The organism is Paenibacillus sp. SYP-B3998, assembly GCF_010820665.1.
Classification (GTDB): domain Bacteria; phylum Bacillota; class Bacilli; order Paenibacillales; family NBRC-103111; genus Paenibacillus_E.
On the sequence record NZ_JAAIKC010000025.1, the window covers coordinates 17,115 to 34,252 of the forward strand.

General features: G+C 45.0%; 15 protein-coding genes and 16 tRNA genes. 4 read left to right on the top strand and 27 right to left on the bottom strand.

All coding sequences use genetic code 11. The annotated features are described in order from the left end of the window. Both GK047_RS29980 and GK047_RS28355 read left to right on the top strand, forming a co-directional pair. Complete coding sequence (locus GK047_RS29980) at positions 1-792, top strand: stalk domain-containing protein (RefSeq protein ID WP_240344345.1); 792 nt, start codon at positions 1-3, stop codon at positions 790-792. Positions 793-923: 131 nt separating this feature from the next. Further along, positions 924-1,250, top strand: coding sequence for a hypothetical protein (locus GK047_RS28355; RefSeq protein ID WP_163954044.1), 327 nt, complete (start codon positions 924-926; stop codon positions 1,248-1,250). A 176-nt stretch (positions 1,251-1,426) separates the two neighbouring features. On the opposite strand, the gene GK047_RS28360 is transcribed toward GK047_RS28355, so the two are convergent. Beyond that, the gene (locus GK047_RS28360) at positions 1,427-1,642 is read right to left on the bottom strand and encodes a hypothetical protein (protein WP_163954045.1); all 216 of its coding nucleotides are present in this window, start codon (positions 1,640-1,642) and stop codon (positions 1,427-1,429) included. A gap of 263 nt (positions 1,643-1,905) precedes the next feature. Between GK047_RS28360 and GK047_RS28365 the strand changes: the two genes are divergently transcribed. Beyond that, a complete protein-coding gene (locus GK047_RS28365) occupies positions 1,906-2,610 on the top strand; it encodes a polysaccharide deacetylase family protein (protein ID WP_163954047.1) in 705 nt (234 codons plus the stop codon). A 263-nt stretch (positions 2,611-2,873) separates the two neighbouring features. Here GK047_RS28365 and GK047_RS28375 read toward each other — a convergent pair whose 3' ends face one another. The 8 genes from GK047_RS28375 to GK047_RS28415 all read right to left on the bottom strand — a co-directional run bounded on the left by GK047_RS28375 (position 2,874) and on the right by GK047_RS28415 (position 11,566). Beyond that, positions 2,874-4,064 carry a GNAT family N-acetyltransferase gene (locus tag GK047_RS28375; RefSeq protein ID WP_163954051.1) on the bottom strand — a complete coding sequence of 397 codons (1,191 nt, stop codon included), beginning with the start codon at positions 4,062-4,064 and terminating at the stop codon, positions 2,874-2,876. A 392-nt stretch (positions 4,065-4,456) separates the two neighbouring features. Continuing rightward, the gene (locus GK047_RS28380; protein ID WP_346010404.1) at positions 4,457-5,713 is read right to left on the bottom strand and encodes a molybdopterin molybdotransferase MoeA; all 1,257 of its coding nucleotides are present in this window, start codon (positions 5,711-5,713) and stop codon (positions 4,457-4,459) included. Positions 5,714-5,735: 22 nt separating this feature from the next. Then, positions 5,736-6,740 carry a GTP 3',8-cyclase MoaA gene (moaA, locus tag GK047_RS28385; protein WP_163954053.1) on the bottom strand — a complete coding sequence of 335 codons (1,005 nt, stop codon included), beginning with the start codon at positions 6,738-6,740 and terminating at the stop codon, positions 5,736-5,738. 106 nt (positions 6,741-6,846) lie between these two features. Then, positions 6,847-7,470, bottom strand: a complete 624-nt coding sequence (gene mobA / locus GK047_RS28390; protein WP_163954055.1) for a molybdenum cofactor guanylyltransferase — start codon at positions 7,468-7,470, stop codon at positions 6,847-6,849. Next, positions 7,467-8,111, bottom strand: coding sequence for an MOSC domain-containing protein (locus GK047_RS28395; protein WP_163954057.1), 645 nt, complete (start codon positions 8,109-8,111; stop codon positions 7,467-7,469). The genes mobA and GK047_RS28395 overlap by 4 nt, the downstream gene beginning before the upstream one ends. Positions 8,112-8,237: 126 nt before the next feature. After that, the gene (locus tag GK047_RS28400) at positions 8,238-9,578 is read right to left on the bottom strand and encodes a molybdopterin-dependent oxidoreductase (RefSeq protein WP_163954059.1); all 1,341 of its coding nucleotides are present in this window, start codon (positions 9,576-9,578) and stop codon (positions 8,238-8,240) included. Between the two features lie 269 nt (positions 9,579-9,847). Beyond that, entirely contained in the window at positions 9,848-11,083 is a 1,236-nt protein-coding gene (locus GK047_RS28410) for an MDR family MFS transporter (protein WP_163954063.1), read from the bottom strand. A 105-nt stretch (positions 11,084-11,188) separates the two neighbouring features. Further along, positions 11,189-11,566 carry a hypothetical protein gene (locus tag GK047_RS28415; protein ID WP_163954065.1) on the bottom strand — a complete coding sequence of 126 codons (378 nt, stop codon included), beginning with the start codon at positions 11,564-11,566 and terminating at the stop codon, positions 11,189-11,191. 472 nt (positions 11,567-12,038) lie between these two features. Here GK047_RS28415 and GK047_RS28420 point away from each other — a divergent pair, with 472 nt between their 5' ends. Further along, positions 12,039-12,833: an alpha/beta fold hydrolase gene (locus GK047_RS28420; protein ID WP_163954067.1), complete on the top strand. Its 795-nt coding sequence runs from the start codon at positions 12,039-12,041 to the stop codon at positions 12,831-12,833. On the opposite strand, the gene GK047_RS28425 is transcribed toward GK047_RS28420, so the two are convergent. From GK047_RS28425 to GK047_RS28510, 18 genes are all read right to left on the bottom strand, one after another. Next, positions 12,823-14,046 carry an ROK family protein gene (locus GK047_RS28425; RefSeq protein ID WP_163954069.1) on the bottom strand — a complete coding sequence of 408 codons (1,224 nt, stop codon included), beginning with the start codon at positions 14,044-14,046 and terminating at the stop codon, positions 12,823-12,825. The genes GK047_RS28420 and GK047_RS28425 overlap by 11 nt on opposite strands. A 57-nt stretch (positions 14,047-14,103) precedes the next feature. Next, positions 14,104-14,886 carry a class I SAM-dependent methyltransferase gene (locus tag GK047_RS28430; RefSeq protein ID WP_163954071.1) on the bottom strand — a complete coding sequence of 261 codons (783 nt, stop codon included), beginning with the start codon at positions 14,884-14,886 and terminating at the stop codon, positions 14,104-14,106. Positions 14,887-15,495: 609 nt separating this feature from the next. Then, positions 15,496-15,574: transfer RNA gene (locus GK047_RS28435), tRNA-Leu, on the bottom strand. 19 nt (positions 15,575-15,593) lie between these two features. Further along, positions 15,594-15,682: transfer RNA gene (locus GK047_RS28440), tRNA-Leu, on the bottom strand. Between the two features lie 6 nt (positions 15,683-15,688). Beyond that, positions 15,689-15,762 (bottom strand) — tRNA-Cys (locus GK047_RS28445). A 9-nt stretch (positions 15,763-15,771) separates the two neighbouring features. Continuing rightward, positions 15,772-15,846, bottom strand: a tRNA-Gly gene (locus GK047_RS28450). A gap of 8 nt (positions 15,847-15,854) precedes the next feature. Beyond that, positions 15,855-15,926, bottom strand: a tRNA-Gln gene (locus GK047_RS28455). A gap of 20 nt (positions 15,927-15,946) precedes the next feature. Beyond that, positions 15,947-16,019: transfer RNA gene (locus GK047_RS28460), tRNA-His, on the bottom strand. A gap of 14 nt (positions 16,020-16,033) precedes the next feature. Further along, a tRNA-Trp gene (locus GK047_RS28465) sits at positions 16,034-16,107 on the bottom strand. A 14-nt stretch (positions 16,108-16,121) separates the two neighbouring features. After that, a tRNA-Tyr gene (locus tag GK047_RS28470) sits at positions 16,122-16,203 on the bottom strand. Between the two features lie 7 nt (positions 16,204-16,210). Then, positions 16,211-16,286, bottom strand: a tRNA-Thr gene (locus GK047_RS28475). A gap of 13 nt (positions 16,287-16,299) precedes the next feature. Next, positions 16,300-16,375, bottom strand: a tRNA-Phe gene (locus GK047_RS28480). A gap of 22 nt (positions 16,376-16,397) precedes the next feature. Further along, positions 16,398-16,474, bottom strand: a tRNA-Asp gene (locus GK047_RS28485). Positions 16,475-16,503: 29 nt separating this feature from the next. After that, positions 16,504-16,580, bottom strand: a tRNA-Met gene (locus GK047_RS28490). Positions 16,581-16,598: 18 nt separating this feature from the next. Next, a tRNA-Val gene (locus GK047_RS28495) sits at positions 16,599-16,674 on the bottom strand. Positions 16,675-16,687: 13 nt separating this feature from the next. After that, positions 16,688-16,762, bottom strand: a tRNA-Glu gene (locus GK047_RS28500). 16 nt (positions 16,763-16,778) lie between these two features. Beyond that, a tRNA-Ser gene (locus GK047_RS28505) sits at positions 16,779-16,870 on the bottom strand. Positions 16,871-16,873: 3 nt separating this feature from the next. After that, positions 16,874-16,949, bottom strand: a tRNA-Asn gene (locus GK047_RS28510). Positions 16,950-17,138 lie beyond the last annotated feature (189 nt).

Below are 17,138 nucleotides of genomic sequence, written 5' to 3' on the forward strand. Positions count from 1 at the left end.
TTGAATATTGTAACGAGAAGGTTAGCTACCCTTGCTGTGTCTGTCACAGTGTTGGCAGGAGCCTGTATTTACCCATTTTCCGCGCATGCTGCCGAGATGGATGTCAAAGTTCAAGTCAATGATGATCTAGTGCATTTCCCAGATGCCCAACCTTTTCTCGACACGAATCACGCCACGCAAGTACCTGTTCGTTTCGTAACCGAGAAGCTTGGATATGCTCTCCAATGGCAAAAAGAAGGAGATCAAATCAAAGTTATTTTAAATAGTAGCAAACACACTATTACATTAACTTCGGGACAAAAAGAAGCGCTTATCGACAAAACGAGCGTAGAAATGGATACTCATGCTGAGTATCAAGATGGCCGTGTATATGTGCCTCTTCGCTTTCTATCCGAGGTTGCTGATGTTCCTGTTCAGTGGGACGCTAACAGTAAGCTCGCGATCTTGAACGAGGACGGCAAACATCACGCTCCAGACTATCAGCAATTTGAAGCTACCGCCTATTCTGCGGATCCATCGGAAAACGGTGGCTATGCAGCTTATGATTTTATGGGTAATTCACTGATGTTAGGAACGGTTGCCGTGGATCCATCCGTAATCCCGCTAGGCTCTAAACTTTACATCGAAGGCTATAATTTCAACGGCTTACCGGTTGGCGGCATGTACGCTTATGCCACGGACACAGGCGGTTCCATTAAAGGCAATCATTTAGATATTTTCATCCCTGGATCCAAAGCGTCATTAAAAAGCTTCGGCATACAGACCATTAAGGTGTATCGACTTTCCAATTAACATGAACAAACAACAAATTGGCTGAGCTTGGGAGATTCCTCCTTCAAGACCAGCCTTTTTTTATTGGCCCCTTGCATATCTTATAATTCCGAGTATAATACTAGGTATATAGTTAAAAGGAGCTGTTCAAGATGATTACCTATCAACACCCAATTGCCCAAACTTGGATCAATGATCATCTTGATCTGTATAATTATGCTTTACAATTAGGAGATACGCAGTGGCAGAAGCAAATTTTACATACATTATCACAATTCGAGCATCATCTTACTCGTCAATTTGAGTTTCAATTGTGGCAAAGGTTTGACGCCATTAACCAAAACATGCTAAAGCTTTTCCAACAAATTAAAGATAAAAAACAAAATGGTGCAGAAGAACAACAATTAAGAGAAAAAGTATGGCAATTAAAGCTCCAGCGATTAGAGATTGTAAAAATGATCAAAGCAAATCAAGTTTAAGGGTGTCCAAGAAAAAGTAGCGTTTGGAGTGTAAAGAGAAGAATATGGCATACAGATGACTGCTTTGCCATGAAGGTTAAGTATGAAGTCCGCACCAGTTGACTGGTTAGCAGAAAATTCCTTTTTTAACTACCATAAGAATTTGGGAGATTCTTATGCGTAATGCCTTACAAGAATTATACCGTTGTTGTTTTTATTTCGCGCATCATGTTCATCATCATGGTCATCATTTCATCGCATTCTTGCATGCTTGCCATCATTTGATCCATATCGATACAATCCATCATGTTCATTTCCATCATGCTGCCCATCATCATTTTCATTGATTTCATGCGGCTCATCATATCTTCCGCACACATGTTCATCATCATTTGCATACACATTTTTTCCATCGCTTATTCCTCCTTTCTTTTTCCTCTTTTTACAAGATACTATAATCATGTCTATTATTCAATCTTTTTCTTGCATCCGTCATATACTTTATGTTATCATTAAAATTTATCCTTATAAATCCTATAAATCCAATTGGATTTATAGCCAAAGTTTCCCTTTCCTTTTTCCTACCATAATTAGCATGCTGTTTTTCTGTATAGGTTCTTTTGCCATACCAGAAACTAACCCTCTAGCACCATTTATTTAGGAGGGAACAACTTCTATGCATCGAACATTACAAGGAGCACTAACAGCGATTCAGCTTACTGCCATTGTGATATTTGCCACAGCAGCTATGCCTGTTCCACAAACTAAAGTTGTGTGGAACGTAGATACCGACCACAAACTCGTTGCTCTTACCTTCGACGACGGACCAAATCCCGATTATACCCCTCAAATACTCGATGTGCTTAAACAATATGAAGCAAAGGCAACCTTTTTCGTGCTTGGTAAACGCGTCCAGATGTATCCCCAAATCGCTATTCGCGAAGTGAACGAAGGTCATGAAATCGCTAATCATACTTACGATCATCATTTCCTCAAACATGTCAGCCCCAGTAAGTTAAAGGAAGAAATTGAGCAGACGCAGGATATCATTTTTGATATTACGGAACAGACGCCACATGTTTTTCGGCCGCCAGGCGGGTTTTATGATCAATCGCTAATCGAGCTTGCTAAGCAGGACCGTTTTACGGTCGTTATGTGGTCGTGGTATCAAGACACCAAAGACTGGAAAAAGCCAGGCGTTGATAAAATTGTAAATTCTGTGCTAAGCAACATTCACAATGGAGATATTATCTTGTTTCACGATTTAGCAGGCGATTGCACACAAACTGTGGAGGCATTGAAAATCGTGCTGCCAGAACTCAAGAAACAAGGCTACCAATTTTTAACCGTCACAGATTTGATCTCGAAGGTAAAAAAGTGAGCTCATGCTGCTAAAACTTGCACTTGCAAGCCAGCTGAAATTAGAACCGCCAACAAACGGGCTTGTGATTCATTTACCACTGAAGCCCCCGCTAGCGGTCTCTTTTTCAGACTATCCATTCGATGTTCAAGATGCCTATCTCTTCCTCTCAACCAAAGATCTATTGCCCAAATTCTTGTTTTAGCCGTTTCAGAGAATTGCGTTATTTAATTTCCGGTATGATTTGCAGCCATTTTTGCAGTGTTATCATTTACTTCACGATCTTAAAAGAAATCACTTAGATAGGTTGTCCGCACAGGGATAGCGGCTTCGAATTTACTTACAAGCTCAGGTGTCCCCTGTAAACGACCGATCTTGGACAGGAAACCAGCCTTCTGATACCCAATAAGCAATGCTGAAAGGGTTTGAATGGTGCAGCTAAGAATGTCATAGCCAGATAGGGACTCCCCTTCGGATAACTTCGTAACAACAGCTTCTTTTCCCTTTGCAGCAATTTCCAATACATATATACCGTTATTCCACTCCGCATGGGAGTCGGAAATATGGAGATAAAGAGACGTGGCTTGTTCACGAGCCGCAAAAGAGTATTGGGTAAGGAACGTTTGCACATCCACGATTCTAGCAGAGAAATACGCAATCTTCTCCTGCTTGAATTTGGGATCATGCGTAAGGAATGGAAGCGCGTCGTCCACCGGCGCATTTAACTCTACTTTATCGATCATAGAGTCATGATCTGCAATAAATTTCCATAAACCGCGTCTTGCTTCCTCATCAAGAAACACCATTTCATGTATTGTCGCTACTTTATCCTTTACCTGATAGAATACATACCCTCTGTGTTCTCCTTGGGAATTGCAATAAAGCGCTGCCGTCCCTTTTTTAAACTTGAAATAGCGCTGATTCCACCATTGTTCATCTCGCTTGAGCATCCCGTTATAGCGAACAGCATGTTCCTCATATATCGGATTCAAAAGCTCCCAATCTTTCGACACTCGAACAATTTTACCACCTTCAGTTATTTGGAACTTGGGCAGTTTGTCCGCTGGGATCTCGTATTTCAAAAAATCTATATAAGTTTCCCAACCATATTTTCGATAAAACTCGAACTTAAAAGGAGACAAAAACGATACCGTTTGCCCTTGCTCTTTCATTGTCTTCAGAGCCTGTACTAGGAGCTGACCAACCATCCCGTTCCTTCTGTACTCTGGCCATGTAGCTACTCCAGCAATCCCGCCCATCGCGAAGCATTGACCATTTAGCCAAGTATAACAATTAAGAATCGTCAATTGGGCAGCCAAAGTCCCATCAACAAAATATCCCGAAATTTGATTGGGATCGGTCTTCTCCACCCGTTCTGCTCTTTCCCCTGAGGTAAGCTCAAATTGAAAAGCAAACTCAGCCAGTGAGAAGCTCTCCAAGAGCTCCTCTTGTTTTAAAGTACGTATACCATTCATTTTCTTTCACCTCATTATGATTAATTTAATCTTTTAGCAAATTAGCCGCCAAGGCTGCTTAGATCCGATACTCGATTTAGCTGTTCGGGTTCGGTAATTTGCCGTGTTGTCCGACTTTTTTTGTACAGCAAGTCATGGCTGTCTCCCCCTATTATATACTTCGCAAAATTACTTGTGTGGAATAATAAACCATTTTGAAATATTGGCACCCAAGTGACTTGGGATCAAGCTTCCCAAACCGCATGGGTCAAATCCGTCACAAATACAATAACGTTCTGGGCTGGGAAAGATTATATGGGAGTTACATTAAAAGTAAAAAAGCCGCAATGCGATAACCCGCATGCGGCTTGTAAGTTCGGAAGGAGAAGCATTAGATTACCTATAAACGCGTTTTAGATGCTGTAGATTAAAACACGATCGCCTCTTTGAAAGCCTTGTCCACCTGCAGGCAACCAAATCAAACAGTCTGCATCTTTAATCGACACCATAATGCTAGATTTATCAATCCCAGCAGGCCTGGCCCACAGGCATCCATTCACTACATGTTTCGTTCCTCTCACATAGCGCGGATAAGCCGATGCTTTATCATAATCAGCATCTAAACTTGCAGAAACTGGTTCGGGATACGGGGTCGAGCATCCCAGCATAACCTTAATCAGCGGCTTGACAAAGAGCTCAAATCCAACAAATGAAGCACCTGGATTCCCGGATAAAGCCAGTAATAATCTACCCTTCCAAAGAGCTCCGCTTGTTGGAGTTCCTGGTCGCATTGCCACCTTGTTGAACAATAAGTCACCCTCGAAACGGCCAAATACATCCACGAGCACATCATAATCCCCGACAGAAACACCCCCGGAGGTAACAACCAAATCAGCTTGTCCCAGCGCTTCCTCTAGCGCAGCCCTCACTTGCTTCACATCATCTGAGAGCGGAGGCATAAGCTGAGCCAAACCGCCTGCTGCTTCAACTTGCGCGGCCAACATATAGCCGTTACTATTGCGAATGCGTCCAGGCACCAGATCATCTTGAACATTGAGCAACTCTGAACCTGTAGAGAAGATGGCTACTTGCGGCTTACGGTATACGGGAACTTCATTATATCCGAAGGTCGCAAGCAGCGCCGCTTCTCCCGGTCCTATTAAACTGCCTCGCTCCAACAAAAAATCCCCATTCGCAATCTCGCCTGCGATGGGGGTTATATTGCTTCCAGCGGGCAAAGCTTTTTTCACCTTTACAAAATTCAGTTGTCCTTTATCCGTTAAGGAATCAGTCATCTCTAGCATCACAACCGTGTCTGCACCATCAGGTACAGGGGCTCCCGTCATGATGCGCGATGCATTGCCAGAACCTACTCTATACTGAGGTACAGTTCCGCTGGGAATACGCTCAATAACCGTAAGTGTTACTGGTGTATCCCAGCCAGCCTGACGAATATCTTCCGATCGTACCGCGTAGCCATCTACGCCTGATCTCCTGAAGTGCGGGACAGGATGCTCTGCATGAACATCTACAGCCAGACTTCTTCCAAAAGATGAAGCTAACGGAATGGATTCAGTAACCATAAGCGCTGCATGCTCGCGCAGAGAAGCTCGAGCTTCTTCAACAGTTATTACGTTACGCCCAAATTTCAAATTGTTGTCACTGCTCACAAGCGTCTATTCCTCCCGTAGCCTAGCCGCCAATTTGAGACATTCGGCGCAGCGTCGGCCTATGTGACTGTTCTTGATCCAATAGCGCTTGCGCCATCTCATGATTTTGTGGCTTGATATCCAATGCGCGGAAAAATAAATCCTCCACCGCTGTATCATCACCGATATATTTACGAACATTGAATTCATCAGACCAATACAAGCACGGCTTTACGTTCCCATCCGCCGTAATCCGCAGCCGATTACAAGTCTCGCAAAAGTGGTCGCTTATAGGGTGTATGAGACCAAACGAACCTATTGCCCCCGCAATTCGATAATTTTGAGCCGGTCCATTTCCATACACAGCTTCAGATGGGACTGCTTGCCAACCTTTACCCGCGCAGCGATCCAACACCGTCGACAACGATAAATAGCGGTTTTTCCACTCTTCGTCTTGATGACCAATAGGCATGTATTCAATAAAACGAACCTGAATCGGACGGTCTAGCGTCATTTGCAAGAAGTCTTCGATTTCGTCATCGTTAATCCCCTTCATCAGAACAACATTCAGCTTAATAGGGGTGATCCCTGCCTTATAGGCAGCTTCGATACTATCCAGAACTCGACGAATATCTCCACCTCTTGTAATAAAAGAGAACCTATCCGCTTTTAAAGAATCCAAACTAATATTCACACGGGTTAACCCTGCAGCGCGCAGCTTTTCAGCACGCGAGGCAAAGTAAATACCGTTAGTCGTTAGCGCAATGTCCTCAATGCCTGGAATCCGGGAAAGCATACCGATCAGCTGCTCCAGATTTTTACGGACTAGGGGTTCTCCACCAGTCAATCTCAGCTTACGTACACCAAGCCTAGCTAATACACGGACAACATCAGTAATTTCATCAAAAGTCATCAGCTTATCGTCTGGTTCAAACTCCATTCCCTCTTCGGGCATGCAGTAAACACAACGTAAATTACAACGATCCGTGACAGATATACGCAAGTAATCGTGCATCCGTCCAAATCGATCAACTAGCAGTTTCGGCATAGGAGTTCACCTTCTCTCTATGACCATTATGGCATATTTTCTGACAAAAACCTAGCATCCTAGATTCGTTTACAGCTGGAAAAAAGGCTTCATTTATGTCTTACTTTCAGTAACCCGTTAAAAACTTTAGATAGGCTTCGGGCGTGTTTAAATTCATTACGAATTCCACAGAAATGCCTTTTTCCATAAAAAAATCCTGCTCTACGGCTATCCAGTCAATCTGGTCAAGTAACCCCATCAAACGGTGATTCCCCTGAGTTAGCAAATCTCCCGCAGCAGCACCGACCAGAGGTGAGTAAATACCGTGCAGCGGATGTACACGTCCCTCAATGACTGGAATGACCGCCTTACAGCCCGCTTCCAAACAGCGCTCCCCCATAGCCTTAGCAGCAGCTGCGGATACAAGAGGCATATCACAACCGACTACCCACATTAAAGACTCCAATTTGGTTAAACAAGCCGCATGAAGGCCTCCCAGAGGCCCAGCTTGCACAAAACGATCATGGATATAGTGGATATCCATTTCTCCGTGGTAGAGCTCCCTGAACCTTTCAACCACAGGTGATAATGCATCAGCGACATTCGTAACGATAAGCACTTGCTTACATAACAAGCTCATTTCCAGTAGCTGTTTGAGAAGCAGGGGTTCTTCGCCAATCTGTAGAAGGGCCTTCAATTTCCCGTCCATTCTTCGATTCAGCCCGCCAGCTAAGATGACACCCGTCATCATGACTGCAAGTCAGCCAATCGTTTGACGAAAGAATCTTTCCAACTGGCGGATAAAGCATCCACAGCCAAAATTCGCTCCACGGCTTCAAGGTTCTTTTTATCATGATATTTAATATGATTCGCATAAGCCACCGTTACACCTGCTTCATGCCTAGTCATAAGCTTAATCTGGGGCTGCACGGGTATCATCCCCTCTTTTATCACCCTAAAATAATATCCTGTATAGCCCGTATCCTGCACTTGAACTACCAAATCCACAACATCGTACCGTTTCGCCAGCTTATGACAAGGTTGACGAGGCTGAGAAATTTGCACGATCGCCTCGCCAATTTCGAAAGTATCTCCGATGCAAACTTCTTCTTCCAACAGGCCCCGCACCGTTACATTTTCTCCGAATGCACCAAGCTCCATCTTCCTATTCAGCTTCTGCTCCCAATACGTGTAATGCTCCATGCTATATACACAAAGCGCTTTATCTTCGCCTCCATGATAGACTAAGTCAGCCTGCCCGTCTCCATCCAACTGAACCTTGGACACATACAAAGATGAGCTGATTGGCGTTTTAAATATCCCCGTAACCAGCTCTTTCCCTTGATACACAATAGTTTGGGGTAACCCCACGTTCACTGATACAATTTCCATTCATAAGCCCTCTTTTCCCAGAACCTTCTTAGCATCTACTATACCAAAAACGTCTATGAAAGTCAGGAAGTTCATAGCGTACCTTTAACCAAGTATCACGACTAAAAGAGAGATTCGTTTCAGAGCTTATGCACGATTGACCCAAGCATCATTATCGTACCCTCTTACTTCCCAATAGCCCATGTGTGGCTTATCGATCAGCTCAATACCCTGCAACCACTTGACCGATTTATAGGCATACATTTGGGGGACAACTAACCGGACTGGACCGCCAAGCTTCTGAGGAATCGGTTTGCCATCCATAAGAACAGCAACCAAGACATCATCCATCCCCGCTTGATCCAATGATAATGCATCGGTGTACACCCTATCACCCGAATAGAATTTAACGAATTTAGCAGAAGATTGTACGCCCGCAGCAGCCAGTAACTGCTTAAGCGGGATGCCTTCCCATGTGCATTTGTAAACCGACCAACCTGTCACACAATGGAAATCGCTCACCTGTACGACACGCTCCAACTTCAAAAACTGTTCCCAACTCAACGCACTCGGACGATCCACAAGCCCCGAAACAGCAAACTTCCACGTATCCGACGAAAAAGTTGGAATATCCGTTACCGTATAAATTCGGAAATTACCCTTCGTCCCACCGCCAACGACAGCGGCGGAATCCGGTAGTGGCGCTGGTGGCGGCAGCATGCTATTGCCGTCTAATGCGGCGACCTCGGCGGTTGTCTCGCCGCTGGTATCAAAAGCGCCTTTTACCCAACTGTAAAAGGCAGGGCCGACCGCGATCACGAGCAACAGCCCTGCGGCTAGCCGCAGGAAGGAAGCGCGCGTGATCGAGGATTCTTTCAGCGCGGCGATTACCGCCTGCGCTGCCGTCCGCTCCGTCGTGGGGCCTGCGACCGCCACGGGTTGTTGGACAGCCGCCATATCGACGGCGTCTGAGGTCTTAACCGCCGACTGCGCAGGCGGTCTTGCCGTTGCAGCGGCTTGGTCAAGCCGCTGCTGACGCTTGAGCCATCTGCTGCGCGAGACGGCATGATAAATGGCATACGGCACTCCGACCCAGGTTAGCAGATCATGAAGGAGGAGTGCCTTATTGTTCCATGCTGGCGGCAGGTGACGGAACTGCCACAGCACCACACCAGATGCGCCCCAGCCGAGTAGGAGCGCAAGCACGAACACCAGATTCGCGCGTTGGTTGCCGCTTCCGCGAATTTGGTGCCAATGCTTGCGAATCATAGGCGTATAAAGAATGATGAGCAGTACAGAAGCAACACCAAGATAAATATGCAACTGCTTAAGCGACACGCGAAAAATGCCTAAATCCCCCCGTATTGCCCCAAAGCTAAGCACAATTCCTGTCGCTGTCAACAGCAAGAGAATCCAGGCATTCCAGCTATGAATACGATTCAATCGTTTACCAAAGGATTGTTTCAGCCAACCTCGCTTCGAATTCATTTCACTCACTTCCTTCTTCAAACACTTATTGTTCTCTTAGCGCAACCTGCTTATCATTTCCATTTGCGGCTGACACCACCTGATAGCCTTCTCGTTCCAAATAGACGGTGCCGTCAATGATATTCGGTTCGTCATCTACCACCAGTACGCTCGGGAGAGAACCTATAAGCCTTACCTCCTCGAGTTTTGGTCTTATTATACCTGACGAAGCTTACGAATGTATGAAAATAACATAAAGCTCCACCATTTCTGGAGGAGCTTCTTTATCCTTAGTTTTGCAGGGCCATCTCTGCCGGCGGCTCAGCTTGCTTTTGGTGCAATTTACGAATGTACATTGTCTGTGCAATCCCTGTAATGACAATAACCACACTTAACGCAGCAAACATGAACGCTCCTCCAAAATGGCTGAATATGAGCCCCCCTAACACAGGGCCAACTGCACGTGACACTTGCCAGTTCATTCCGTGTACGGAAAAGTACCAGCCTCTTTGTTCCTCTGGCGCAATAACCGAAATCACCTTTTGAATATGTGGACCATATAACATTTCACCGATGGTGAATAAAAACTCAATAATAAGAAGAAGTGCAATAAAAGGAACAAATCCGTATCCAAGTGCTACAACAGCGAATAATGAGTACGATACCGCAATAACCAAGAAGGCTGAAATGTGCTCTGTTCGCTTGGCAATCCACAGTTGAAGTGCAATAACTACAAGTCCATTAAAGGTAATCATCATCGCAAACACAGACTTATAATTTTCGAAATTACTTTGCAAATGCAAAGGGAATGTTGATTCTACCTGTGCATACAGCAGCGAGACGGGCAACCCTAATAAAGTAATCCAAAGCAGCGGCTTGTGATCTAGCCATCTAACTTTTTTCTTTTGGCTTGAAACAGCTTGCTGATCGGCATTCTTCGCAGGCATTGTCTCAGGAATTTTCAAGAAAACTAACAAAGCATAGGCGAAGAGAGCCAGCGAACAAGTTAGAAAAATAATGGTTGGATTCCACGTGAACAACAATAGTCCGATAAGCGGACCGAACGCTGAGCCCATATTCAACGCGGTATGCAGTAGTGCGAATACTTCTGCTCGTTTCTCCTCTGGTACTACGTCAGTAATCTGAGCACTCGCCGCCGGTCCAAACATCGCATGTCCGATCCCGTTAATAATCGAGATGATGGCAAACGCCCATACATGATCTGCAAACAGATAGCCTCCGATGGCGAATGCCTGAATGATAAGCGCTGCGAGCATCAGCGGTTTGCGCCCATAGCGATCACTTAGTCCCCCTGCATACAAATTAACGAAGATCCCACACAATGGTTGCAATCCGACAATTAGCATGGATAACATAATTGAACCATCTAGCTTATCGTATAAATAATAAACTAAATATGGCCTCATCATAAAACCTGCTAACGAAGTAAGGATTGTACCTATTACTCTAACCCATATAGCCGTGTCATACTTAAGCATCAAAGAATATAGTGGAATTTTGTTCATACGGCCTCCCTAAGTTGCTGATACTCTCATTTTAGGAGGATATGAACAAAAGAAAAAGGTAAAATCTCTTTATAACAGATTTCACCTTTTAGTTCATGAGCGATGTTAACCACCAACTCGAATTTTGCGATAAGTATCTATGAATGAAAGCACATCTACACGCTTCCCTCTTTTTTTTGCTACTCTAGCCATGATGACTAATGTATTCCAAAACTCATCTAATACCGGAGATTCAAACTCATTTTCATTTGATGTTTGCTTTAAGTTATTTCTGTAAGTCCCACCTTCATCGGAAATGAGGTACTGAATTTGTCGTTTTTTCCATTGTTCACCGGTTACATAACTAACACCGATTTCACGCATCTTCTTCCGCACCGATGTTACTGGTCGGGATAACTCTCTAGCAATTATAACAGGTGGACATTCAGAGGAAAGGCGAATCAATTTATCTAATTCTTGCGTGGACCATGGTTTTTTTGTCATTTAAACGACCCCATTTCTTTTATCTGTATGTGATGTCATTGCCGTTAAATGGTTGTAAGATGCTAGTTAATTTGAGAATACCAATCAATTGTTAGAGAAGTATGAGTTAACCATAATGAAATTGTAATGACATAACTTTTTCGATATTATTCTACATAATAAGCGTTTAATAGTAATATCTGTGCGAAATTTGTTGTATGATGAATAAATCATACTAGCCCAACGCGCGCGAATCCTGGGTGCGCGTTGTAGCGCCGCCGCATGGCGGTGATCAACCCCAACGCGCTATACACGCTGCCGTAGCATTTCACCCCTAGAGCGAATAACATTTCCTTCTTTTTCATGTTCATCGGTTTCCCGTTTACTATATGACAGTTCTGGTTATAAATTAGGTAGAGCTATCCCACTGCTATTCGTGTAGGATAAAACAAGGTAAACAATTCCATGACTACAAAAAGGAGTGTGAGATTAAATGAAATTAACTATAAACAATGCGAATCTCTATGTGGAAGAACAGGGCCAAGGGACTCCTGTCATTTTACTTCATGGGTTTCCGCTCGATCATCAAATGTGGAAGTTGCAGATAGAGGCTTTATCCTCGGCTTATCGCGTCATTGCACCAGATTTGCGGGGCATGGGACAATCCGATGTACCAGATTCCAATATTTCCTTGGACCAGTACGCTGATGATGTATTAGCGCTAATGGACAAACTGAATATACAAAAAGCCGCACTAGGCGGCTTCTCAATGGGTGGATATATTGCCTTTTCTCTCTTACGTAAAGCACCAGAACGATTCTCTGCTCTTGTGCTTGCGAATACACGGCCAGAAGCGGACGGGCAGGATGGGCGTAAAAATCGATTGAACATGGCTGTGTCTCTTTATGACAAAGGCCCTGCCGCCGCAAGAGACGTGATGCTACCAAAACTACTTACAGAGCAAACCAGACAAAGCGATCCTCAGCTCGTGGACGAGTTGAACACTGTCATGGGATCCATGCCTGCTGAGGGACTTATTCATGCTAGCCTAGCGATGGCTTTCCGCGGCGACTCCGTTGATCTACTTTCGTCCATCGCCGTACCAACGCTCGTCATTGTCGGCGAAGAAGATCCGATTACACCGCCTAGCGTCATGAAAAAGATGGCTGATCAAATTAAAGGCTCAAGCTATCACGTGCTGCCTGCTGCCTCTCATTTGACCCCGCTAGAGCAGCCAGAAGCTTTCAACACTTTACTCCTAGATTTTCTGAAGAACACTAATATTTAACCAGTTGGTTCATGACCATGACGGCTGCACCCATCGCTAGCGCCTCTTCCCCTAGCTGCCCTTTGCTGAAAACAACTTGATAGGAGGGGTAATAATAGGTTTTTCTAATCGCAACCTGCGTAGCGGTCTGGAAAAATAAGTCCCCTCCTGCAAGGAGTGGACCCCCAAGAATCACTTTCTCAGGGTGCAGCATATTTAGCAAATTGGCAAGACCAATGCCAAAATACGTAGCAGCTTCTGTAATGATCTCCACAACAAGGGGATCATTCTTTTTTAGCGCTTCTAACACATGGACATATTTTAGCTGTTCCGGACTCTCAACGAAGTGTGTCAAGACCGTCGCCCTGCCTTTTTTCAAAGCCGATCTTGCAGCCTTCTCAATAGCATAAAGCGAAGCATAAGACTCAAGCGCTCCATAGTTGCCCGATGCATCACGATGGGGGACGCCATCGGTTTGAATAATCATTTGACCGATGGAACCCTCCATATCAACGGCCCCATACAGAACCTTCCCCTCGGATACCATGGAGGAACGTACCCCGATTCCTGCATGGATATAAAGCAGATGCTTAAAGCTCTGCGAACGTTGAATCCATGATTCCGCTAATATCGCTGTGTTGGCTCCATTATCAAGCAAAGCGGGAACACCAAGCCTGTCAGAAAGAATTCGGCAAACTTCAACGTTCTTCCAACCATTCGCTAGGAAATAGGATGGCTCCAAAATAACACCGGCTAAGCGGTCTACTGGTCCGACCGCTCCAATGCCTAAGCCAAGAATGAGCGATTTATCCAGCTTGTGCTCCGTAAGCATACGTTCGGCTTCACTTACAATAAGCGTAATGAGCGCATCAGGCGTCATTTCCGGCGTCATTTCCCATATCCGAGAATCAATCTTATTCATACCTAGATCGACAAGAACGAGCTTAGACAATGTTCTTGATATTTCCAAACCCCATACATACGCGAATTTTGGATTCTTCTCGTACAGAATGGGCCTACGGCCACCTGTGGATACACCAAAGCCAGATTCTAAAATAAGCCCTTGACTCGTAAGTTCATCTAGCAAACGCGTTAGCGTACTGACCGTCATCCCACTTTGATCAAGCAAATCCGTTTTGGATACCGTAGCTTGGCGGCAGATCCGTTCATAAATTTCTTTCGCCTTCCGATTCGAAATAAGTTCTTTTATTTCAACCAAATCCAAATGAGACATCCCCCAATGATAATCTTTCTCAAAAAATTCGCCATCAAGGGAGCTAATTCCTGCTTGTCACTTCGTTTCTATTTCCTTTGAACCTAACATCAATGTATAACCCAAGTAGGTATGGTACTTGTTTACAAGCTCGTCATACTGTGCCGTAATCTGCCAGATGCGCGGATCCATAAACGATTGCTTATCAGATAAATGCACAGGGTCAGGATGCTGAACCTGATCTTCAAACATCGTTTGCGGAAACGGATGTACACCTGAAAAATTCACTTGTACGAACCCACTGTTCTCCAGAAGCTCCTTCCACTCCTCCATGCTATATAATTTACTTACCCCATAGAACTTGCATATGGCGCCATGAATTTCAGGCGTCATCTCTTTGATACGTATCACTTCTCGATCATACAAGTTTCCTTGTGGCTTCAATACACGCAAATATTGCGACATAGCCTTCTTGGCATCTGCAAAATTAGTTACTGACTCCACCAACAATACATCAAAACTATTGTCCTCAAATGGCAGTTGGCACGCATCGCCTTCCATAAATTGTACCTGAACATTTTGCTTATCTGCACGCTTCTTCGCTTTTGCAACCATTTCAGGACGAATATCAATAGCGGTGACATCTGCACCTTGCTCCGCTAAGAAGCATGCTGTCCGTCCTGTCCCACATCCCACTTCTAACACACGCTGTCCCTTTGCAATTGGGTATTTCTGTAGTTGTTCGATCGTTTCCCCAAATCCTCCAGGATGCGCGTTGCCCACCCCAAGCTTAGCTAACATATCTAAGTACTCGATAGTCCCTGCACCTCCACATGGTAATTTAACCTCATTTTCTACCATATGGAAGGCTGCTATCTCTTGTTCAGAACAAAAGCCATTTTCACGAAAAAAGGCACATGCCTAAGCCTGCCTTACATCAAGATTGCAAATAGGTACATCCCCCAATCAAAAACCCTTCAGCCCCATAGGATAGTAAGGTCTCTCTTCCATTTCGACAGTATTTTTGTGCGTGAGGCTGACCATATGAGCGTTGTTGCTGGTGATTGTGGTTGTTCGTTTCTCTTAAGCTGATCTTGTACTGTTCATTCTTCTTATAACCGTTCACAATTTATACTTAATAATTATTAAACAATTTTTTGCCAAAACATAGTTTTTATTGCATTGGTTGCTAATGTTATTGAAAATTTTCATATAATGGAGGCAGTCCTTAAATACCGAAGTTGATCTCAGTTTTCTCTAGCTCTAACAAATTCATCAGCATTATTGCCAAGCTAGATCTTTAAAAGTAATAAAAATACCCAACTTCGAACCTTTAGTATCTTCTACGAAACCGATGAAGCCATAATTCAAATTACTCTAGTTTCCTAAATACCATACTAAATTTCCTATCTTCAGAAATTAACAAAAAAGTGTATGAAATCAAATGATTTCATACACTTTTTTACTCAATACCGGCAAGAGGACTCGAACCTCCACCCTTTCGGACTCGATTTTGAGTCGAGCGCGTCTGCCATTCCGCCATGCCGGCATATGAGATTTGTAAATAATGGTGCCGAAGACCAGACTTGAACTGGTACGGTAGTCACCTACCGCAGGATTTTAAGTCCTGTGCGTCTGCCGATTCCGCCACTCCGGCTCATTGTGGAGGCGCCACCCAGATTCGAACTGGGGGTAAAGCTTTTGCAGAGCTCTGCCTTACCACTTGGCTATGGCGCCTAAGTAAAATGGAGCGGAAGACGGGGTTCGAACCCGCGACCCTCGCCTTGGCAAGGCGATGCTCTACCACTGAGCCACTTCCGCATATAAAACTGGGGATCAAGGATTTGAACCTTGGCATGACGGAGTCAAAGTCCGTTGCCTTACCGCTTGGCTAATCCCCAATAGGTAATTTGAGATAATGGGCGGACGACGGGACTTGAACCCGCGAATGCTGGATCCACAAACCAGTGCGTTAACCCCTTCGCCACGACCGCCACATATATGAAATTGGCAGGGGCAGCAGGAATTGAACCCACACCAAAGGTTTTGGAGACCTTTGTTCTACCTTTAAACTATGCCCCTAAATAGGTAAGGAATGGAGGCTGATGGATTCGAACCACCGAACTCGGAGAGAGCAGATTTACAGTCTGCCGTGTTTAGCCACTTCACTAAGCCTCCATATTGCTGGTGCCGTCGAGAGGACTTGAACCCCCAACCTACTGATTACAAGTCAGTTGCTCTACCAGTTGAGCTACAACGGCGTATACATATTCATGGTGGCTTGGGACGGAATCGAACCGCCGACACGAGGATTTTCAGTCCTCTGCTCTACCGACTGAGCTACCAAGCCTTGTATGATTTTCTTGAAAAAATGGCGGAGCCGACGGGATTCGAACCCGCGGTCTCCTGCGTGACAGGCAGGCATGTTAGGCCTCTACACCACGGCTCCACACAAAGTATTCCCCTCAATTAAGAGGTTGGTTGCGGGGGCAGGATTTGAACCTGCGGCCTTCGGGTTATGAGCCCGACGAGCTACCGGGCTGCTCCACCCCGCGTCAATAATAATTTTAAAATGGTGGAGGCTGACGGGATCGAACCGCCGACCCTCTGCTTGTAAGGCAGATGCTCTCCCAGCTGAGCTAAGCCTCCATGGGAATATAGATGGTGACCCGTAGGGGACTCGAACCCCTGTTACCTCCGTGAAAGGGAGGTGTCTTAACCACTTGACCAACGGGCCTTGCATTTTAAAATAGTGGCGGAGAGAGAGGGATTCGAACCCTCGAGACGCTTGTGACGCCTACACGATTTCCAATCGTGCTCCTTCGGCCAGCTCGGACACCTCTCCATATGGCTCCCCGAACAGGACTCGAACCTGTGACAACTCGATTAACAGTCGAGTGCTCTACCAACTGAGCTATCAGGGAATAATGAATCAATAATTTCAAGGATTATTCCCTGAAAACTAGATACGAAACTTGCGTAAAGCGTGAATCGCTTGCTGCTTGTTACCGCAGCCGCTCTGCTTCTTAGGAAAGCATTCTTGGTTAAGCCCTCGACCGATTAGTATTCGTCAGCTGCACACGTTGCCGCGCTTCCACCTCGAACCTATCAAC